This is a genomic window from Aridibaculum aurantiacum (genome assembly GCF_017355875.1).
Taxonomy (GTDB): Bacteria; Bacteroidota; Bacteroidia; order Chitinophagales; family Chitinophagaceae; genus Segetibacter; species Segetibacter aurantiacus.
In genome coordinates, this window is record NZ_JAFEWC010000004.1 from 193,183 (window position 1) to 214,844 (window position 21,662).

Genomic DNA, 21,662 nt, shown 5'->3' on the forward strand with positions numbered 1-21,662 from the left:
ATCGTGTAACCTCAGCTTATTAATTTTATTAGCTCCGAATAATAATCTGAAGCATCCAATTGCCTGCGCCAGTCACAGGTCTCGGGGTAACAAAAGCTGGCGTTTCTGAAAGAGCAGGCAACCAGTTGGGATCACCAGTTGTATTTTCATTTCCGTCATTTGCAGCAAGGCGTATTGCAGTTTCCGGTCTCCAGGAATAAAAATGATAGCCGGCATTAAGTTGTGAGCTGATACTTTCAGCCATTGATACATGCATAAGAGCAAATAATCTTGCCGTCTTCCACGCATCAAGCTTTTTATTTTGAATAGCCTTTCTAACAATATTGTTCCAAATGAACGACGGCCTGTTTTCACTCCAGAATTTCCCGATCTTCTCTTCTTCTGCAGTGCGTGTACTACCAACGCGGGCACCTTTCACTTTTACTTCATTAAATTCTACAGTATACTCTGCTGAGTTAACGCCATAAGGTCCCGCGGGCCTGAACTGCTGATTGCTTTGTATCACCCAAGGCTTCATGACTGTGCCCCAGTTCGGCAGGTTTCTATTTGCAACCAATGTTTGCGTGGGTACCCAATTGGCTGCGGAAAGCGTGGAGCGATATTCGCCGGGATTAACACCATTGGGAGGGTTTGGTGAATTGATAATAAGTTGCGTAAATCCATCATTGGCCCGATTGGCAATTAATGCATCGGCAGATCGCTTTCCCAAAGCCATACCCAAGTCTTTACCTTGTCCATCCGGGATTGTTGCCAGGCTTTCAGTATACCATTGATCAAGTGGAGGATTTCCTACGAGCGTAGTCCGCTTCATGACCCAATAGGCAGCACTAGCAACTGCCGCATCAGGGTCAGCATCTTTTTGTCTTTCAAAAAAAGCATAATGCTCATACTTTGGTTTAATACTATTTAGCGCATCGTGTACGGCAACTTGTATTCTTGCAAAAACACGGGTTCGGGCAGGTTGTGTGAACCCTGGATTTAGTACTGTAGCAGCTTTTTCATTCCAAAACATCACCATATCATTTTCAGCAAATCCGTTGTTAGATTTCATCTTTAAATCAACCTCTGGATTGACAGGGCGAGTTGGATCTTTGTCTATTTCTTTGTTACAGGAAAATAGGATAACGACTAAAACCACCGAAGCTAGGAAGAGTACTTTTCTCATAAGTCAAGTTTTATTTGTTACGGAAATTGGTCTGAACAGCATAAAACTATATCTCGAGAAAGGCAGTTTTTGATAATTGAGACAGGCCGGTGAAGCACGAATACAGAAAGGATAATTCAGGGAGCTTATAGATTAAATTGTCTTTGATCTGCGACTAAATCGTTTTGTCGAAGACTCTGAAGCTGCAAGAATATTCCTTTGGATGAAATGTTATAGCCTTCAAGGCAGATGAAAGAATGACTAGAGGTTTCTGATTACCACCTATTACTTTAAAGACAGGTCATCCGTATGGCTTCTTTAGAACACTGGCTAAGTTCAGATTGCTATCAAGGAAACTAGTTGTAACCGGCGCTTCCTGCCCGATGCATAATGAAATCAATAGCCGTCGTACACAGGACTAGCCGTTTCGTTGTTTTTTCTTCTGCATTACTATTCTCCTAAAAACAAAAAGGGCTCCTCCGTGGAAACGGAGCAGCCTCTAACGATTGCTTGCCATATGAAAGAGTTCGAATAATTTTATCTAGTGTCACCCTTAGGTGAATAAGTGTCTTTTAAACACTTAAACAAATATACAGCCATTATCTGGTTCAATTATTCAATGTTGTAACATTACTACGATGCTAATCCTGCACATAAATCAGTCAATAAATTGATTTACAGATTATTAGACCGCCACCAGCTTATGATGCCCAAGATGATTTAATCATTTCGTAACATTAGGACCAAAAAGCTCTTCCTCCCACGTTAAAAAAGTTTCAATAGCATGAAGAAGTCGCTCCACAGTTCATTCCTGGTGTTACTGTCCATCCCAGGTCAGTCAGGTTTTGAAAATAAATTTTAAGAATAAGTGTTAAAATGACATTTATTATTTTACTTTAGAACCTAATTCGCCTGCCAATGAATACCCCTGATAATTATGTTATAGGAGTGGATTATGGAACAGACTCCGTTAGATGCATAATAGCCGACACGGCAAACGGTAATGAAATAGCTTCTGCCGTTTATTATTACCCTCAATGGAAAGAAGGCTTGTACTGCGATGCAGCCAACAGTCAATTCAGACAACATCCCCAGGATTACCTGGATGGACTGGAAGATACCATCAAGCGTGCATTGCTCCAGGCTGGTCCTGCAGTAGCTGCTAAAATTAAAGGTATTTCTGTAGACACAACAGGATCTACACCTGTAGCCGTAGATCGATCTGGTACTCCGCTGGCTTTGCTGCCGCAGTTTCGCGACAATCCAAATGCAATGTTTGTGTTGTGGAAAGACCACACAGCAGTACAGGAAGCAGCTGAGATAAATGAACATGCAAAATCCTTTGACACCAACTACCTGCAGTTCATTGGCGGCATTTACTCATCCGAATGGTTTTGGGCAAAGCTTTTACGCATAATGCGTGAAGACGAAAAAGTAAGAGCCGCAACTTATTCGTGGGTAGAGCACTGCGACTGGATACCTTTTGTACTTACAGGAGGAAAAAACGCAGATGAAATGAAAAGAGGCATCTGCTCTGCCGGTCATAAGGCTCTATGGTCAGAGCAATGGGGTGGATTTCCTCCAAATGAATTCTTCTCTTCTCTTGATCCTTTACTGGAAGGATTTACTTCAAGATTATTTACCACAGTTTATACATCAGACCAGGCTGCAGGAACATTAAGTGCAGAGTGGGCAGAACGTTTAGGATTATCTAAAGACGTAGTAGTAGGCATAGGAGCCTTTGATGCACACATGGGTGCAGTAGGTGGGCAGATAGAGCCTTACCACTTAAGTAAAGTGATGGGTACTTCTACCTGCGATATGCTGGTAGCTCCACCTGCAGAAGTACAGGATACTTTAGTAGCCGGTATTTGCGGACAGGTTAATGGTTCTATCATTCCGGGTATGATTGGAATGGAAGCAGGCCAGTCAGCATTTGGAGATGCATACGCATGGTTCAGAAAAGTGCTTGCATGGCCGCTACAACAAATACTTCCGTCATCAAGTATTGTAGATGCCAGTACAGCCGCTAAACTAATAGATGAAACAGTTGATAAAATAATTCCTGAGCTAAGCAAGCAGGCAGCCAATATACCTAATGATGAAGATGCACCACTTGCTGTTGATTGGTTCAATGGCCGGCGCACTCCCGATGCCAACCAGGAACTGCAAGGTGTTATCACTGGTCTTCATTTAGGTACTGATGCACCGGCTATGTTCAAAGCTATTGTAGAAGCTACATGCTTTGGAGCCAAAGCCATTGTTGATCGTTTCAATGAACAAGGCATACCAGTAAAAGGATTGATAGGTATGGGTGGTGTGGCTAAAAAATCTCCATTCATCATGCAGATGATGGCTGATATTATGAATATGCCGATCCGCATTCATAAAAGTGAACAAACCTGCGCACTGGGTGCAGCCATGTTTGCCGCTACAGCTGCAGGTATCTTCAATAAAGTAGAAGAAGCAATGGAAGCAATGGGACCAGGATTTGATGCTACTTATTCACCTGTTCCGGAACAAGTTTCCTTCTACGCTAAGCGATATGAGAAATACAAAGCACTGGGTGCTTTTATAGAAAACCCTGCTGCTACCAAAGCTGATACTCAACAACTGCAACATGCCTGATAAATATGCACACATCAGGGAAGAAGCATACGAAGCAAATATGCAACTCCCTAAGCTCGGACTTGTAATCTTCACTTTTGGAAATGTAAGTGCTGCCGACAGAAGCCTCGGCGCATTTGCTATCAAACCAAGTGGTGTTCCTTACGAAGATCTTTCACCCGAAAAAATGGTAATTGTAGACTTTGATGGAAAGACCATCGATGGCACGCTTCGTCCATCAAGTGATACACTTACACATGCTGTATTGTACAAGCAGTGGGAAAACATCTACGGCATCGTACACACACATTCTACTTACGCCACCGCATGGGCACAGTCGCAGCGCGACATACCCATTTTTGGTACCACACACGCAGATTATAATACTGTAGATATTCCATGTGCACCGCCAATGAGCGATGACATGATACAAGGCAATTACGAATACGAAACAGGTTTCCAGATCATCAATTGTTTCAACGAACGCGGCTACGACTATAAAGAGGTAGAGATGGTGCTGGTTGGCAATCATGCACCATTTACATGGGGCAAGACCGCAGCCAAAGCTGTGCACAACAGTGCCGTGTTGGAAGCCATTGCACAAATGGCTTTGCTTACTGAGCAGGTAAACCCACAGGCACCGCGCCTAAAGGACAGCCTTATCAGGAAACACTTCGAACGCAAGCACGGTCCTGATTCATATTACGGCCAGTCGTAGAAGAGTGAGAGAAGTGTGGGAGCGGGCAGTAGTATATCTATTATACTTCTGTTGCGTCGCACACTTGTGCCGAAGATCACTGCGCAGCCACGGCTTTATGGTAGAGCTGTTGATATAGATGGATACTGGTATAACTGTACAAGTGTCGACCCCGCAAGTATGACGGCACAAGCGCAACACTGATGATCCATGATCCGATGCTCGTAAACCCACATTCCTTACCAATTAAGCAGAACGCTACTATTTTGATTTTTGACTTATAACTTTTGACTTATTATGATACCAAATCTTAAATCACTCGAAGTCTGGTTTGTAACCGGCAGCCAGCACCTGTATGGCGAAGAGACACTAAAGCAGGTAGACGCTCACTCTGAGCAAATTGCTAAAGCTTTGAATGCAGCATCGCAGATACCTGTGAGTGTTGTTTTTAAACCTGTAGTAAAAACTACTGAAGAGATCTATGCCATCTGCCAGCAGGCAAACGTGGCACAGAACTGTATCGGCATCATTGCGTGGATGCATACATTTTCACCGGCTAAGATGTGGATAAACGGGCTGAAGATATTAAAGAAGCCTTTGCTGCACCTGCACACACAGTTCAACCGCGACATTCCGTGGGATAGCATAGACATGGACTTTATGAACCTGAACCAAAGTGCACACGGCGATCGTGAGTTTGGTTTTATCATGACACGTATGCGCCTGAACCGCAAAGTGGTGGTAGGGCATTGGGAAGACGAAGGCGTGCGTGACCAGATCAATACATGGGCTCGTGCTGCTGCAGGTTGGAACGACTGGCAGGGAGCAAAGTTTGTTCGCTTTGGCGACAACATGCGATTTGTAGCAGTTACCGATGGTGATAAAGTAGAAGCAGAATTGAAGTTTGGCTTCTCGGTGAACACGCATGGTATAGGCGATCTTGTACAGGTGATAAATGGTGTTGGCGGTAGTGACGTAGATAAACTGATACAGGAATATGAAGAGCGCTATAAACTTGCTGAAGGACTAAGAAAAGGTGGACAGCATCACCAGTCGCTGGTAGAGTCAGCAAAGATCGAGATTGGCCTGCGTACATTCCTGGAGCAGGGCGGCTACAAAGGTTTCAGCGATACGTTTGAAGACCTGCATGGAATGGTGCAACTGCCAGGTATGGCTGTACAACGCCTGATGAACGAAGGTTATGGATTTGCTGGTGAAGGCGACTGGAAAACAGCGGCTCTTGTACGGGCAATGAAAGTAATGGGCAGCGGGCTGAAAGGTGGTAATGCATTCATGGAAGATTATACTTACCACTTCGATCCAAACAACCCGATGGTACTTGGTTCGCATATGCTGGAAGTAGACGAAGCATTGGCAGAAGGAGAAATAAGCTGTGAAGTACATCCACTTGGTATTGGTGGTAAAGCTGATCCGGTACGTTTGGTATTTAACTCTGGTGCAGGTCCTGCACTTAATGCATCTATAGTAGATATGGGCAATCGCTTCCGCCTGATTGTAAACGAAGTAGAAGCAGTGAAAGCTGAGCATGATCTGCCGAAGCTTCCTGTGGCACGTGTACTATGGAAACCATATCCTGATATGAAGACTGGCTGTGCTGCATGGATATATGCAGGTGGTGCGCACCATACATGTTATAGCCAAAACTTATCAGCAGAACATATGGAAGACTTTGCATCGTTTGCAGGTATCGAATATGTTTTGATAGGCAAAGAGCTTAACATGTATAACTTCAAGAATGAACTCAGGTGGAACGAAGTAGCTTTTAGATAATACCACACCACCACCTTAACTAAAACAAACACAAACCCAAATTATGAACGCAGGCTTTACAACCTTGGACTATGTCATCTTCATAGTCTACGCCCTTATGATCGTTTCACTTGGCCTATGGCTCTCCCGTGGCAAGGAGGGTAAAGAGGAAAATGCAAAAGACTATTTCCTGGCTGGCGGTACACTATCATGGTGGGCTATTGGCGCATCTCTTATTGCTGCCAACATTTCCGCTGAACATTTTATCGGCATGTCTGGTTCTGGCTTTGCCATCGGTCTTGGTATTGCGGCTTATGAATGGCTTGCAGCCATCACGCTTATTTTGGTAGCAAAGTATTTACTGCCCATCATGATCGAGAAAAAGATCTACACCATGCCGCAGCTGGCAAGCGAACGTTTTGGTTCCGGTGTTAGCTTCTTCTTTTCTTTCTTCTGGTTGCTGGTTTACATTTTTGTAAATCTTACATCGGTATCCTGGTTGGGTGCTATGGCTATGGACCAGATATTGGGCGTACCTATGACTTATGGTGTACCTGGTTTATTGCTGTTTGCAGGTCTTTATTCAATCTATGGTGGTCTTAAGGCAGTAGCACTTACTGACGTTCTACAGGTTGTTTTCCTAATAGGTGGTGGATTGATAACAGCATGGTTTGCCCTAGCTGCAGCATCCCCAACAGGAAGTGCATTAGATGGTTTTTCGCTGGTACTAAATAGTATCAGGCAAGATCCTGCCGATCTGCATTTCAATATGATCATCAAAGAAGGCGTAACAGCTATACCTGATGGAGCGGGTGGTTCAAAAGATCCTTATATAGATCTACCTGGACTTGCGGTGATCTTTGGTGCAATGTGGTTGATCAACATCGGCTATTGGGGTTTTAACCAATACATCATTCAAAAAGGATTGGCAGCTAAGAACCTCAATGAAGCTAAGAAAGGTTTGATCTTCGCCGGCTTCCTGAAGATACTTATCCCGCTGATCGTTATCATTCCGGGTATCACAGCTTATTACCTTACAAAAGATCCGGCTAACATCGAGAAGTTTGGTGCTATCTCTAAAGCTGACCAGGCTTACCCATGGTTGCTTCGCAACTTTGCACCAGTTGGTGTAAGAGGATTGGCATTTGCTGCATTGGTAGCAGCAGTAGTATCATCACTGGCTTCTATGCTAAATTCTACATCCACCATTTTTACGCTGGATATTTACAAGTCGCACATCAACAAAAATGCTGATGGTAAACAACTGGTAAAAGTAGGACGTATCACTGCATTCGTTGCATTGGTTGTTGCTATGATATCAGCACGTCCTTTATTGGGCGGACTTGACCAGGCATTCCAATACATACAGGAGTATACCGGGTTTATCTATCCTGGTGTAGTGGTAGTATTTGGTATGGGACTACTGTGGAAGCGTGCAACCAACCGCGCTGCTTTATGGACAACTATTGCTACCATTCCTACCGGTATAGCTATGAAGCTGGCGTTACCTGACCTTCCGTTCATTTTACGTATGGGATATGTTTGTATGATACTGATTACGCTTGCTGTATTTCTAACACTTACTGACAACAGCAGTAATGTAAAAACAACCCCGGTAACTGAAAGAAACAGGCAGATGCAACTGAATGGTGCAAGGCTGTTTTCCATACTTGCTGTTGTTTCTTTTGTAGCAGGCCTGCTTTGGGGCACCGACTTGTTTGGTATGAGTATGGTTAACCTTGGATTTCATTCCATCTTCATGTTGACGTTCCTGTTTGCATTCCTTGCTGTGATTTTAAGTACCAATGCAACGAGCCAGGTGCAACATGAAAAAGCATACGATTTCGATCCAACTGTTTTTGAAACTGATTCAAAATTCACACTGGGCGCTATGGGTATCGTTGTCATTATTGTTAGCCTTTATGCGTACTTCTGGTAATCTATTCTTATTGCTAAAACACCAGGTACAATTACTAAACCAGCAAACAATTATTGACTGCCCTTTCTATATATCAACAACACGATAGGCTGCTGGTAGCAGTTGACTGTATCATCTTTGGCTTTGACGGGCAGCAACTCAAGGCGCTGCTCATCAAGCGGAGCTTCGAACCAGAGATAAACAAGTGGTCGTTGATGGGTGGATTTGTACAACAAGATGAAAGTGTAGATGCTGCGGCTGTCAGGGTATTGCAGCAACTAACAGGACTTGAGAATATATATATGGAACAACTCGGCTGCTATGGTGAAGTAGATCGGGATCCTGCCGGCCGGGTTGTTTCTATTCCTTATTTTGCTCTTATAAAAATAGATGAACACGAAGAAGAGCTATTGGAAAAGTTCAATGCGAAGTGGTATGCTCTGGATAAAGTGCCAAAGCTCATCTTTGATCATAATAGAATGATGAACCAGGCAATTGAACGTTTGCAACTGAAAGCATCAACACAACCTATAGGGTTTGAACTACTGCCTGAAAAATTTACCCTCACACAACTGCAGAACCTGTATGAGGCAATCTTTGAATCATCTTTTGACAAACGAAACTTCACACGAAAGATCAACTCACTGGGTATACTGCAAAAGCTGGATGAAAAAGAAAAAGTGTCTTCTCGTAAAGGAGCATTTTACTATTTATTCGACAGGGATAAGTACAACAAGCTGCAGCACGAGATCAAGAAGTTTATTTGATGTTGCTTCTTCTCAGGTTAGATCCTAAGAATTCATCGAGTAAACAGCATATTCACCGACCGTAAAAATCATAACACTAAGTTCTTCGGGTTTATTTAAGCTTTAAAACATCTCGCAATTAGCTTTGCAAACAATTGTCTATAAAGACTATCAACAACATAGTGCTGGCTATATTACTAGACACAGAATAATCATATTGTTTAACCTGCTACCCTATAACATGATAGTGCATGATGGACAATTATCCACATGATGTTAGTTTAGGTTGAATTTTTGTTGCTATATGAATTCTTCCTTCAAGTTTCAACTGCCTGGTGAGTTCTGTAGTTCAGCCAAAATATTAGAAAATCAACTTTTAAAATAGAATTGTATGTCGACACAAGCTGCAACAACAACTTTTAATCACGTCAGCTACTTGTGGGATGATGAAAAAGCAGCATCGCTTGCCGGTGATGAAGTAGGATTGCTTATTTATCGCTCCAATTTATTAGGCGCAGACCTTCGCTTAACCAACTATGGCGGAGGCAACACCTCTTGCAAAGCCGAAGCAAAGAACCCTTTAACCGGTGAGCCAACAGAAGTTATGTGGGTAAAAGGTTCCGGTGGTGACATCGGTACACTTAAGAGAAGCGGGCTGGCGGCATTGTATGTTGACCGCCTTCGTGCACTGGAGAATGTGTATCGTGGTATAGAGCACGAAGATGAAATGGTGGAACTATTCAACCACTGCATCTACGATCTTTCTTCTAAGGCGCCTTCTATTGATACGCCTTTACATGGCTTTCTTCCTTTTAAACATATTGACCACCTGCACCCGGATGCGGCAATTGCAATTGCTGCAGCCAAAGATGGTGAGCGCATCACGCAGGAATTGTTCAATGGAACAATAGGTTGGGTAAACTGGCAAAAGCCGGGCTTCGACCTTGGACTGCAACTGCGCCAGTGCCTGCAGGAAAACCCGGGCATCCGCGGTATCATGTTAGGCTCTCACGGTTTATTTACCTGGGGCGACACAGCTTACGAATGTTATATCAACACGCTTGAAGTAGTAGAGCGTTGTGCACAATATATAGAGGACGCCGTAGCCAATAAAGGCCAGGTTTTTGGTGGAAGCAAATTAGAAGCTTTGCCAAAAGAAGAACGTCTTGAAAAAGCAGCTGCTTTGGCACCGGTTCTACGTGGCTTCTGCTCAAGCCAGCAAAAGATGATCGGTCATTTTACGGATGACGACCGCGTGTTGCAATACATCAACTCAAACGATTTGGACAGGTTGGCGCCGCTGGGCACCAGTTGCCCTGACCACTTCCTGCGTACGAAGATCAGCCCGCTAGTATTGGACATTACTGCTGTTGACGATCTGAACGATGTAGCCGCTATTAAAGAAAAGCTGGCGCCGCAGTTTGAAGCATACCGCCAGATGTACACCGAGTATTACAATACCTGCAAGCACGATAACAGCCCTGCTATCCGCGATGCTAATCCTGTGGTGATTTTGTTCCGTGGCGTAGGTATGTTCACATTTGCAAAAGACAAACAAACAGCGCGTGTAGCTGCTGAGTTTTATATCAATGCCATCAACGTAATGCGCGGTGCAGAAGCCATTTCTGAGTACACTTCGCTGCCACGCCAGGAGGCTTTCAATATTGAATACTGGTTGCTGGAAGAAGCAAAGCTGCAGCGTATGCCAAAGCCTAAGCCACTTTCAGGACGCATAGCACTGGTAACCGGTAGCGGTGGTGGAATAGGAAAAGCTATTGCTAAAAAGTTTGCTGAAGAAGGTGCATGTGTTATCATCAACGATATTAACCAGGAGCGCCTGCAGGAAACCATGGACGAGTTCCAGAAGGACTTTGGCCGTGATACTGCTGCTTCTACCTTACTTAATGTAACCGACGAACCCTCTATTGTACAAGCACTGAAGAATGCAGTACTTGCTTTTGGTGGTGTTGACATCATTGTGAACAATGCTGGTATCAGCTTGTCGAAAGCGCTTACCGACCACACTACCGAAGATTGGGATAAGGTGTACGATATACTGGTGAAAGGACAGTTCATGGTATCGAAAGAAGGCGTGAAGGTGTTGCGCAAGCAAAACCTGGGCGGCGATATCATCAATGTAGTTTCAAAAAATTCTGTTGTAGCTGGGCCTAACAATGCGGCTTATGGTTCTGCTAAAGCTGCTCAGGCACATCTTACACGTTTGCTGGCAGCAGAGCTGGGTGGCGATAAGGTGCGTGTGAACACAGTAAATCCTGACGCGGTGATTGCCGGCTCTAATATTTGGGCAGGTGGCTGGGCTGAAGGTCGTGCAAAAGCTTACGGTATCACCGTAGAAGAGCTGCCGGCTTATTACGCCAAGCGCACACTGATGAACGAGGTGATACTACCAGATGATATTGCCAATGCATGCTTTGCTTTTGTAGGCGGGCTGCTTAGCAAATCAACAGGTAATGTACTGAATGTAGACGGTGGTGTAGCCGCTGCATTTGTGAGATAATTGCTTTAGCCGCTAAGACGCAAAGTCACCAAGTGACGCAAAGTTTTACGGTTTGATGTGTAACTGAAGTTTCACACTTTTATACAGATTAAAGAAGAAAAATCTTAGCGCTACTTAGTGCCTTTGTGCCTTTGTGGCCAATAAAATAAAAAACAGCTTGCCATGCCAGTTGAAAAATATAGGATAGAGGAGCTCAACCACGAGCAATCACAGGAGCATAAAAGACAATTTGATTATGTAGCCGCGTCGGTGCGTAACGTGGAAGATGTACTGCAAAAGCTGCAGGATTTCCAGGTAGCAATACCAAGCTGGGCGCTGGGTACAGGCGGTACACGCTTTGGTCGTTTTTCTGGTGGTGGCGAACCACGCAGCCTTGAAGAAAAGATCGAGGACGTAGGACTGCTGCACCAGCTCAACCAATCGAGCGGTGCTATTTCATTGCACATTCCATGGGATATTCCTACCAATGTTGCTTCTATCAAAGCATTGGCTGCACAACATGGTCTTCGTTTCGATGCGGTGAACTCAAACACTTTCCAGGACCAGCCCGACCAGCAGCACAGCTATAAATTTGGCTCGCTTCAGCATGCTGATAAAGCTGTACGTAAGCAAGCAATTGAACACAACATAGAAGTGATAAAGCACGGTGTTGAGCTGGGCTCTGATTCACTTACTGTATGGCTTGCGGATGGTTCAAGTTTTCCCGGACAACTGAACTTCAGGAAAGCATTCCAGAACACACTGGAGAGCCTGCAGGAAATTTATGCAGCACTACCAGAAGACTGGAAAGTGTATGTAGAATACAAAGCATTCGAGCCAAACTTCTACTCAATGACAGTGGGCGATTGGGGACAGTCGCTGCTGTTTGCTAACAAGCTGGGTCCAAAAGCATATACATTGGTTGACCTTGGTCACCACCTGCCAAACGCCAACATCGAACAGATCGTTTCGCTGTTGCTGATGGAAGGTAAGTTGGGTGGTTTCCATTTCAATGATTCTAAATATGGTGATGATGACCTGACCGTAGGAAGCATCAACCCTTACCAGCTGTTCCTCATTTTCGTGGAGCTGGTGGAAGGTATGAATGCAAAAGGTATGAACCACGCTACCGACCTCGGTTGGATGATAGATGCTTCGCACAACATTAAAGATCCACTGGAAGATCTGCTGCAATCTGTTGAAGCCATTCAAATTGCTTACGCACAGGCACTGCTGGTAGATGCAGCGGCATTGGATGCAGCACGCCAGTCAAATGATGTAACACAGGCGCAGGAGATACTGCAAAATGTATATCGTTTAGACGTAAGACCATTGGTAGCCGAAGCAAGACTACGTGCCGGTGGTGCCTTGCAACCACTGAAGCTTTTCCGCCAGTTGAAGCTGAGAGAACAACTGATCAGCCAAAGAGGATTGAAAACAGTAGCGACCGGACTTTAAAACAGGAAGCATGTTAGCCACACCCGTAATAGCTGTATTTGATGTTGGAAAAACCAACAAAAAGCTTTTCCTGTTCGATAAGCACTACAAGATCGTTTACGAGCGATCAGCACGTTTTATTGAAACCGAAGATGAAAATGGTTTTCCATGTGAGAACCTGGAAAGCCTGAAGCAGTCGGTATTTGATGCACTGCACGAAATAGAAGGTAAAGAAGAGTTTGATGTAAAAGCTATCAACTTTACTACCTATGGTGCCAGCTTTGTATACATTGGTGAAGACGGGGAGCCGGTAGCTCCTTTATATAATTATCTAAAGCCATACTCACCGGAGTTGCTCAAGCAGTTTTACAGCACCTATGGAGGCGAGGAAAAATTTTCAGAAGAAGCTTCTTCGCCTGTGCTGGGAAACCTGAACTCGGGTATGCAGCTGTATAGGATGAAGTACGAGCAACCAGAAGTGTATGCAAAGATCAAGTATGCATTGCACCTGCCGCAGTACATGAGTTATCTCATAACCGGGCAGGTGTTTGCTGATATAACCAGTATCGGCTGTCACACCAATCTTTGGAATTTTACTACCAACGATTACCATGAGTGGGTGTACAAAGAAGGTGTGATAGAAAAGCTGCCGCCTATTGTTGCATCCAACTTCACCGTCCCTTCTAATTTCAATAAGGAGATAAAAGTGGGTGTTGGCCTGCATGATAGTTCAGCTGCACTTATTCCTTACCTGTCTTCTATACATACACCCTTTGCACTTATCTCCACCGGTACCTGGTGCATTACATTGAACCCGTTCAACGATACACCACTTACCAGCCAGGACCTGCAAATGGATTGTTTGCGCTACATGCAGTTTAAGGGTAAGCCGGTAAAGGCTTCAAGGATTTTTGCAGGTAATGAACACGAAGAGCAGGTGAAGCGTATCGCTGAACACTTCAACCAGAGTCCTTTAAAGTATCGTACGATGCCTTTCAATGCGGAAGTGATGGAAACACTGCAGCAAAAAGTAGATACACCCGCACAAACTGTCTCAGACGCACTTATCAAACAATCGGCCTTTCCATCAAGAGAATTGGGCATATTTGATACCGATGAAGAAGCCTACCATCAACTGATGCAGGATATCATTAACCAGCAATTTGCCTCTACCAATCTTGTGCTGCGCGGAAGCGAGGTTTCAAGAATTTTTGTGGATGGCGGTTTTAGTAAGAACGATATCTACATGAACCTGCTTGCTGCAGCATTTGCAGGCAAAGAAGTATTTGCTGCTTCTGTAGCGCAAGCCACAGCACTGGGCACTGCACTGGCAATGCACGATAGCTGGAACAATCAACCTATTCCTAAAGACCTGATAGAACTAAAATATTTTGCAGATCATGAAGTGATCTCATGATCTACTAACTGGTAGTGAGTAAAAGATGAAGCACCAGTTTCTTTCATCGAAGCTCATTTATAAAATGAAAGATGAAAGCTTTTCTAACTATACTTATTATTGGTCTTGTTTTTTGTAATGAGCTGCACGCGCAGAAAGTACAAGGTACGCTTAAGGGTAAAGTACAAGACTCAACACAACTACAAGTTTTAAAAGATGCTACCATCACTGTATACCGTACAAAGGACTCAGTGGTTGTAGCATCTTCTCTTTCTAAAGAAGATGGAGATTTCCAGGTAGACAAACTTCCTTATGGTGAATACACCTACAACATTTCTTTTTACGGGTATGCTGAGGTAGAGCAGCAATTTAAAATTGACGCCGAGCAACCGGTTCACGATGCAGGTAAGATTTTCCTGCTAAATAAGATTAGCTACCTGGATGAAGTAATTGTGCGGACAGCACCCGTTTCCATAAAAGGTGATACTACAGAATTTACAGCCGGTGCTTTTAAAACCATACCTAATGCTTCTGCCGAAGACCTGCTGAAGAAACTGCCGGGGGTAGAAGTAGATCGTGATGGAACAGTAAAAACACAAGGAGAACCAATAACCCGTGTTCTGGTAGATGGTAAAGCGTTTTTTGGTAATGATGCTAAAATGGCAACGAGAAATCTTCCTGCAGATGTAATAGATAAAGTGCAGGTTATAGATGCACTCAGCGAACAAAGCGAGTTCAATGGCTTTGATGACGGACAGCGTATCAAAACCTTGAACATTGTAACAAAAAAAGACAAACGCAAAGGCGCATTTGGTAAGGGTAGTGTAGCAGCAGGTAATGAAGGTAGGTATGCTGCATCGGGTAATGTGAACTACTTCAACGGCAACCAGCAGGTTTCGGTTTTTGGTCAATCCAACAACGTGAACAACCAGAGCTTCCAGGGTGATGATGGTGGCGGAGGTAGAGGCAGAGCCGGTATAACAACTACATTGGCCGCAGGTGCTAATTACAATGATCTATGGTCGAAAAACACTAAAGTAAACGGTAGCTATTTTGTAAACAGGATCAGGACAGAGAACAACCGCGACAGGTTTAGAGAAACATTTGTAGCAAATGATTCCTCTTTGTTTAGATCTAACATCAACCAGATCTCCACAACAAATATCAACCACCGCCTCAACTTCGAGATAGACCAGAGGTTTGGAGAACAGACATCTATCTTATTCAGACCTTCTGTTAGTTTGAATGAAGGTGGCAACAATAATCTTTCTTATTCACGAACTACAAAGGGACGAGCCTTAGAATTGAATAATGTAGCCTCTACAGTTGGATCAGAAAGTTTTGGCTACAATACCAATAATAGCCTGTTACTTAGGCACAGGTTCAAAAAGCAGGGAAGATCTTTTAGCGTTAACCTTACACATGCGGCTAACAGCAACGATGCAGATGGAACGAACTATAGCATCAGCAGTAGCTCCAGCAGGGGAAATGATACCATCAACCAGGTATCAATGAACAACAGGGGCGGTAACAGCTTTGGTTCTAATCTATCATTTACAGAAAGAATAAGTAGTAAATCTCAACTGGAACTTAACTATAACTACAACTTCAACGAGAGCTTTTCTGACCAGCAAACCTTTAGGTTAAACAGGTTCACCAACAAGCATGATGTAGAAGTGAACAACCTCACCAACAAGTTTGAGAACAGCAATCAAACGCATCGTGGAGCGGTGAACTATCGTGTACAAATGAGCAGGATGCTTTCTTACACTGTAGGATTTGCTGTTCAAAATGCAAACCTGGTAAGCAATAATATTTCAAAGGAGCGGTACCAATCGTACTCGTTCAATAACTACTTTCCTACGGCAAGTTTGCAGTACCGAAAAGGCAGAACCCTCAACCTGAGATTTAACTACAGGGGAAGCACCCGCCAGCCAAACATCAACCAATTGCAGGATGTAGTAGACAATGCAAATGTGCTAAACATAAGAAGCGGAAACCCGTTGCTACGCCAGGAGTTTCACAACAACATGGTGCTGAATTTTACAACCTATAGTACTGCCCGCCTTAGCAGCTTTGGTGTAAACCTGAATGCGAATATGATCTCTAATAAGATCTCAAATACAAATACCATCAACACGACCGGTGATACCATCATAGTGGATGGATTTAAACTTGGTCCGGGTGCACAATTCTCGAAGCCGCAAAACCTGAATGGAGCTTACAACCTGAACGGTAACATTAACTATAGCTTCCCGCTAAAGAACCCAAAGTCTACCATTAGTCTGAACACACGGTTTAGCCATGGCAGAGATGTAAACCTGGTAAACAGCACAGAGACGTTTATTAATAATTACACTATTGGACAAACGGTGCGTTTAACAATGAACCTGAAGGAGCGCTTCGACCTGAACTTCGCCAGCACCTCTACTTTTAACTTTGTCCGCTATTCATTGCAGGCAGAAAGAAACGGTGATTTTTTCCAGCAGCAGTTATCGGTAGAACCTACTTATGTAACAAAGGATGGTTGGTTGGCTTCAGTTGATTTTGATTACCTGCTAAACAGGGGACAATCTGCCGGCTTCAACCAGGGCGTGCCTTTGGTGAATATGGCTATTGCAAAAACATTTTTGAAAGCAAAACGCGGCGAACTGAGGCTGAGTGTTTTTGACCTGCTAAATATGAACCAAAGCCTTACCCGTAACGTAGAGCAGAATTTTATTGAAGATGTACGGACACAGGTGCTTACCCGCTATTTCTTGCTTAGCTTCACTTACAATTTAAGGAGGTTTTCAGGAGGAGGTGGCGGCAGACCATCTATGGGAGGAAGGAGAAATACAGTGGGACAATAAATAAAGAAAATGAAGGTTGCGCTTTTTATTCCATGCTATGTTGACCAGTTTTACCCGCAGGTAGCTATTGCTACTATGCAATTACTACAAAAGTTTGGCTGCGAGGTTACTTACCCGCTTGATCAGACTTGTTGTGGCCAACCAATGGCCAATGCAGGTTACGAACATCTTACAGGCTCGTGCAATAAAAACTTCATCAACAATTTTAAAGATGCTGATTATATAGTTGGCCCAACGGGAAGCTGTGTAACACATATAAAAGATCACCTGCACGATGATGCGCAGGAAGCAGCAGCCACACATATCCGCAAGCATGTGTACGAGCTTACAGAATTCATGGTAGATGTGTTGAAAGTAGAACACATAGATGCATACTTTCCGCATAGGGTAGGGATGCACCAAAGCTGCCATGGTTTACGCATGCTTCACCTGGGTTCTATGTCAGAAAAAGTAACACCACATTTTTCAAAGGCCGAACAACTACTACAGCATGTAAAAGGACTGGAGCTTTCTTATCCTACCCGCACAGATGAATGCTGTGGCTTTGGCGGTACGTTTTGCGTTACCGAAGAAGCAGTATCAGTACGGATGGGTAAAGACAGGATAGAGGATCACAGTGTGAATGATGTAGAATATATAACCGGTGGCGATATGAGTTGCCTGATGCACCTGGAAGGCATTTTGAAAAAGCAACGGAGCCACGTGAAGGTGATACATTTAGCCGAAATACTCAACGCCAACGTTGCAGATAAACTACCGGGGAAAGAAGCAGGTAAGCAGCAGGAGGTGGTAAATGCATAAAAGAAAGCGGTGGTATTGATTGTACCACCGCTTGTTTTTTTAGTATTCAAGTTGTTTATCCAGCTCAGATTAATGTTTGAAAAGATTTCCGCCTTACCTGCTCATCTACTCTAGAACTATACACCTCTCATATTCTTGACAAAACAAGTACTGAAGTTTCATCAACTCCAATTGGAGCAATCACTTTATTCCATCTTGCCTGCTTTCTTAAAGCTTACAAGATCGAGATGTTTGACGCGAATAACATTTACAGAATGCGGTGCAAGGTTCACCTTCAGGCTTTTTCCACTAGCCTTCCACTGCTCTTCTACAGGCACAATAGCTAAAGGTTCTTTCAATGAATTCTCAACATCAAGTCCACTGGCTTTCATCACATAATGTCTTGCATTCCCGGAAAGCTTACTTACACCGTCCAGCTTTATCTCTTGCTGCAGTCCGTTGGCTGAAACGTTGACCAGTTTTATGATAAGCTCATTGGTTGTCTTATCAACAGATGCTGAAGCATACAAGCTATCCTGGCCAGCCAGCGGTGCATTGTTTTTAAGAATAGGAACGATATGCGTACCTCTGTTAGTTGAAAACATTTTTTGTACATAGTAGTTAGGTGTGCCCACTACATGCAGGTTGTCTATCCAGATCATATCAGGCGTCCACTGCCAACCATCTACGTGTGCAAACAATGGTGCGTATGATGCCATTACCACTACGTCAGCATTCCTTTCAAGCCCGGTCATAAATGAAGCCTCTGCAAGTGCTGCACGCCAGTTATTCTTGTTGTGGATGCTTACTGTTTTGTCACTCTGTGCGGCATACTCACCGGCAAATACTTTAGAGCCATTCCTGTCGTAGTTGTCGTAGCGGGCTGCATTTTGCAGGAACCACTCCGGGCGACGATAGTAATGTTCATCAATGATGTCAGCATTCATCTTTCTCAACTGGCCGTTCAGGTAATCGAAACGTTCTCCATCAGGATCAGTACCTGCTGAAGTGATGAGCTGCATCTTTGGATATTTCTCCTTGATGGCTTTGGTAAACACCTGGAGCCGGTCGATGTATTGTGGTCCCCAGTTCTCATTGCCTATGCCCAACAGTTTTAGATTGAATGGCTCAGGATGTCCCATCTGTGCACGCACCTTACCCCATTTAGTAGATGCATCGCCATTGGCAAATTCTATTAAGTCGAGTGCGTCTTGTACATAAGGATCCAATTGGTCCAGAGGTACCATCTCTGCTGTATTGAACTGGCAGGCCATACCACAGTTTAAAATTGGCAGTGGCTCTGCACCTATATCTTCAGCCAATTGGAAATATTCGAAGAAACCAAGTCCAAAAGTTTGGAAGTAATCCGGCGTTGGCCGATGTGCAAATTCAAAATTCCAGCGGTTGATCAGCAACTGGCGTTCTTCTATTGGGCCAATCGTTTTCTTCCATTGATAACGCTGCGAAAGATCATATCCCTCTACAATACAACCTCCGGGAAAGCGAAGGAAACCAGGCTTTAGGTCAGCGAGCATTTGCACCATATCGGCACGCATACCACCCTTACGGCCTTTCCATGTATCGCCAGGAAACAACGAGATCATATCAAGATCCATTTGGCCGCTACCTTCGAACCAAACAGCTAAAGTGCCTTTGGGCTCTGTTGCTGTTGCTTCCAAACTGGCTTCAAGCTTTCTCCACTCCTTTCCTGTGGCTACTGGCGAAATGGTCGTTTTTCCTATCACTTCGTTCTTTGCATTCAACAGCTCCACGTGCACCTTCACCCCGGCAGCAGGCTGCCTGTACAACATTGAGAAGTCGTAGCGCAAGCCTTGCTTGATGCCCATCCCGCGAAATCCTTCGTTTATGATCCCAAAATCGCCTTTTGCTGTATGGTTTGGATTTACCTGGATGAAACGTGGGTTGTTGGTTTGTTTGTCCTGGCGGTTCAATATCAATAGGTCTCCTTCTTTTCTTTCCTTTCCTTTAAAGGTCCAGCCAGCTAATGGTTTCAAAAATTCAAAGGAGCGGTTCTTCACCAACTCGGCGTATATACCACCATCTGCACTCATATTGATGTCTTCAAAAAATACTCCCCACATAGTGGGTTGTATATCTGCCTTCAACTGGTTTGCCTTTACAACGATGGTATTATTTTGTGCCTGTGCAGGCATAATACATACAGAAGCCACAAAAGCAGCAACTACGGAAATGTTTTTCACTAGCATGATTAATCTTCTTTTAGTTCTATTACCTCTTTTTGTTGAGTGATGGATGTTCCATTACCAGGCGGTATACAGCCGCCAGTCTTCTATCATGTGTTGTATATATCATTTCTTCTTACCCCAGATAGCAGTCCCTTGGTTGTTGAGGCCCGAGAAGATGATGGTTGGTTTTTTGTTTTCCCAATCCCTTCCTTTTTGTACAAAAACTTTATCAGTAAAGCCATTGCTCCACTTCAGTTCTAACCAAGGCGCGTTGTAGGTCCACCTACTGTTGGCATCACCATTCAGGGTGCCATTGGCAGCTATGGTTAGTGAAACAGCTGACTGTAGATCGGGTGATGTTTGTTCGTTAGCATAACCTGGCACAACACGATATCCAAATATGATCTGCTCCCAGTTGCCAGCCAGGCTATCTGCGGCTACGGTACTGTTGTCTTCCCAGGCATAACGCTGTGGCGATACAACCGGCCACCCATCTTGTGTCCAGAAGATCTTACGAACATGAAGGTTCATAAAAAACCTGTTGACTGTAGGCCTTGCCTGTGAGGCATAGAAGTAATTGTTGCTTCCATCGGTGAATACTGCATTGTGCGATACTCCCTGGTAGCCACCATGCCCCATGAACTGGTAAGGTGCAATGATCATTGGTCCGTGATCTATGTTGGTATTGGCATCTATGCCATTGAAGTCGTAGAAAGGTCCCATAGGATTATCTGCCCTGCATACGCGGGTATTGTATTTTGTTTCCAGCCAATCGTATGCAATGAACATGTAGTATTTATTCAGCGTAGGATTGTAGATAACCTCTGGTCCTTCAATGTTACCATTGTACCTGCCATTGGTGAAACCGCGGTTCGCTACCCGTGTGCCTTTATCGCCGGGAGAGAGGGCAAGACCAGTAGCCGGGTTAAGCTTCAAAACATAGATACCATCCCATGCAGAACCATAATACATGAATTGTTCGCCGGCAGCTGTAGTGATGACTGCTGGATCAATAGCATTTGTCTGCCTGCTGTTGTCATCAGTTGATGTTACTACCAAACCTTTCTCTGTCCATGGGCCTTCAGGATTGGCGGATGTAGCCAGGCCAATTACGCTTAATCGTGGTGTAGGTGAAGACAGCGAGTAGTACAACCTGTATTCATTTCCTACTTTCAACGCGTATGGCGCCCACAAACTATTGAAAGGTGTGCCGCCTTTAGATTGTATGAACTGTGCACCCTGCGCAGGAAGACCATTGAATACCCACCCGATATACTTCCAGTCTACCAGGTCCTTTGATCTTCTTATTTGCAAACCAGGTCTTACATCTACACCATAAGCGGCATCTGTACTATAGCAATAGTAGTAGTCGCCAAACTTCTGGATAGACGGATCGTGCACATTATGCGAGCCCCAACGCAGGTAGCTGGAAAAGGGCGCTACATCTTCGTAGTTGTCTTTTATGGAATTAAGATCAAATGGAGTGGTTATGGGAACTGTAGGTTCCTGGCCAGAAGAGGCCGCTTCTTTTTTGCATGACACGGATCCTAGCAGGAAGAATGGCAGTACGAAGAAGGAAGCTATTGTTGAGACTTGATTGTTAGCCATTTT

The 21,662-nt window shown here is 44.1% G+C and carries 13 protein-coding genes; 10 read left to right on the top strand and 3 right to left on the bottom strand.

Features of this window, described 5'->3' with window-relative positions; all coding sequences use genetic code 11:
• Window positions 1–28: 28 nt before the first annotated feature.
• On the bottom strand, window positions 29–1,165 hold the full coding sequence (locus tag J4N22_RS19195; RefSeq protein WP_207497200.1) for a vanadium-dependent haloperoxidase: 1,137 nt from the start codon (window positions 1,163–1,165) through the stop codon (window positions 29–31).
• A gap of 897 nt (window positions 1,166–2,062) precedes the next feature.
• Between J4N22_RS19195 and J4N22_RS19200 the strand changes: the two genes are divergently transcribed.
• From J4N22_RS19200 to J4N22_RS19245, 10 genes are all read left to right on the top strand, one after another.
• On the top strand, window positions 2,063–3,772 hold the full coding sequence (locus J4N22_RS19200; protein ID WP_207497201.1) for a ribulokinase: 1,710 nt from the start codon (window positions 2,063–2,065) through the stop codon (window positions 3,770–3,772).
• Window positions 3,765–4,469 (top strand): L-ribulose-5-phosphate 4-epimerase, encoded by a 705-nt coding sequence (locus J4N22_RS19205; protein WP_207497202.1) that lies wholly within the window; start codon window positions 3,765–3,767, stop codon window positions 4,467–4,469. The genes J4N22_RS19200 and J4N22_RS19205 overlap by 8 nt, the downstream gene beginning before the upstream one ends.
• A gap of 276 nt (window positions 4,470–4,745) precedes the next feature.
• Window positions 4,746–6,239, top strand: a complete 1,494-nt coding sequence (gene araA / locus J4N22_RS19210; protein ID WP_242692302.1) for an L-arabinose isomerase — start codon at window positions 4,746–4,748, stop codon at window positions 6,237–6,239.
• 43 nt (window positions 6,240–6,282) lie between these two features.
• Window positions 6,283–8,157 (top strand): sodium:solute symporter family transporter, encoded by a 1,875-nt coding sequence (locus tag J4N22_RS19215; RefSeq protein WP_207497203.1) that lies wholly within the window; start codon window positions 6,283–6,285, stop codon window positions 8,155–8,157.
• Window positions 8,158–8,210: 53 nt separating this feature from the next.
• A complete protein-coding gene (locus J4N22_RS19220; RefSeq protein ID WP_207497204.1) occupies window positions 8,211–8,903 on the top strand; it encodes an NUDIX hydrolase in 693 nt (230 codons plus the stop codon).
• A 370-nt stretch (window positions 8,904–9,273) separates the two neighbouring features.
• Entirely contained in the window at window positions 9,274–11,400 is a 2,127-nt protein-coding gene (locus tag J4N22_RS19225; protein ID WP_207497205.1) for a bifunctional aldolase/short-chain dehydrogenase, read from the top strand.
• A gap of 162 nt (window positions 11,401–11,562) precedes the next feature.
• A complete protein-coding gene (locus J4N22_RS19230) occupies window positions 11,563–12,837 on the top strand; it encodes a sugar isomerase (protein WP_207497206.1) in 1,275 nt (424 codons plus the stop codon).
• Between the two features lie 10 nt (window positions 12,838–12,847).
• Entirely contained in the window at window positions 12,848–14,233 is a 1,386-nt protein-coding gene (locus J4N22_RS19235; RefSeq protein WP_207497207.1) for an FGGY-family carbohydrate kinase, read from the top strand.
• Between the two features lie 71 nt (window positions 14,234–14,304).
• Window positions 14,305–17,064 carry a TonB-dependent receptor gene (locus tag J4N22_RS19240; RefSeq protein ID WP_207497208.1) on the top strand — a complete coding sequence of 920 codons (2,760 nt, stop codon included), beginning with the start codon at window positions 14,305–14,307 and terminating at the stop codon, window positions 17,062–17,064.
• Between the two features lie 9 nt (window positions 17,065–17,073).
• Window positions 17,074–17,865, top strand: a complete 792-nt coding sequence (locus J4N22_RS19245; RefSeq protein WP_207497209.1) for a (Fe-S)-binding protein — start codon at window positions 17,074–17,076, stop codon at window positions 17,863–17,865.
• Between the two features lie 185 nt (window positions 17,866–18,050).
• Here the strand turns inward: J4N22_RS19245 and J4N22_RS19250 are convergent, their stop codons facing one another.
• A complete protein-coding gene (locus tag J4N22_RS19250; RefSeq protein WP_425339420.1) occupies window positions 18,051–20,072 on the bottom strand; it encodes an alpha-L-arabinofuranosidase C-terminal domain-containing protein in 2,022 nt (673 codons plus the stop codon).
• A gap of 102 nt (window positions 20,073–20,174) precedes the next feature.
• On the bottom strand, window positions 20,175–21,659 hold the full coding sequence (locus J4N22_RS19255; RefSeq protein ID WP_207497210.1) for an arabinan endo-1,5-alpha-L-arabinosidase: 1,485 nt from the start codon (window positions 21,657–21,659) through the stop codon (window positions 20,175–20,177).
• Between the last annotated feature and the right edge of the window lie 3 nt (window positions 21,660–21,662).

What these genes read in the sequence shown, in the direction of transcription:
- J4N22_RS19195 (WP_207497200.1), bottom strand. Translation starts at nt 1,165, where the DNA reads ATGAGAAAAGTACTCTTCCTAGCTTCGGTGGTTTTAGTCGTTATCCTA.
- J4N22_RS19200 (WP_207497201.1), top strand. Translation starts at nt 2,063, where the DNA reads ATGAATACCCCTGATAATTATGTTATAGGAGTGGATTATGGAACAGAC.
- J4N22_RS19205 (WP_207497202.1), top strand. Translation starts at nt 3,765, where the DNA reads ATGCCTGATAAATATGCACACATCAGGGAAGAAGCATACGAAGCAAAT.
- araA (WP_242692302.1), top strand. Translation starts at nt 4,746, where the DNA reads ATGATACCAAATCTTAAATCACTCGAAGTCTGGTTTGTAACCGGCAGC.
- J4N22_RS19215 (WP_207497203.1), top strand. Translation starts at nt 6,283, where the DNA reads ATGAACGCAGGCTTTACAACCTTGGACTATGTCATCTTCATAGTCTAC.
- J4N22_RS19225 (WP_207497205.1), top strand. Translation starts at nt 9,274, where the DNA reads ATGTCGACACAAGCTGCAACAACAACTTTTAATCACGTCAGCTACTTG.
- J4N22_RS19230 (WP_207497206.1), top strand. Translation starts at nt 11,563, where the DNA reads ATGCCAGTTGAAAAATATAGGATAGAGGAGCTCAACCACGAGCAATCA.
- J4N22_RS19235 (WP_207497207.1), top strand. Translation starts at nt 12,848, where the DNA reads ATGTTAGCCACACCCGTAATAGCTGTATTTGATGTTGGAAAAACCAAC.
- J4N22_RS19240 (WP_207497208.1), top strand. Translation starts at nt 14,305, where the DNA reads ATGAAAGCTTTTCTAACTATACTTATTATTGGTCTTGTTTTTTGTAAT.
- J4N22_RS19245 (WP_207497209.1), top strand. Translation starts at nt 17,074, where the DNA reads ATGAAGGTTGCGCTTTTTATTCCATGCTATGTTGACCAGTTTTACCCG.
- J4N22_RS19250 (WP_425339420.1), bottom strand. Translation starts at nt 20,072, where the DNA reads ATGCTAGTGAAAAACATTTCCGTAGTTGCTGCTTTTGTGGCTTCTGTA.
- J4N22_RS19255 (WP_207497210.1), bottom strand. Translation starts at nt 21,659, where the DNA reads ATGGCTAACAATCAAGTCTCAACAATAGCTTCCTTCTTCGTACTGCCA.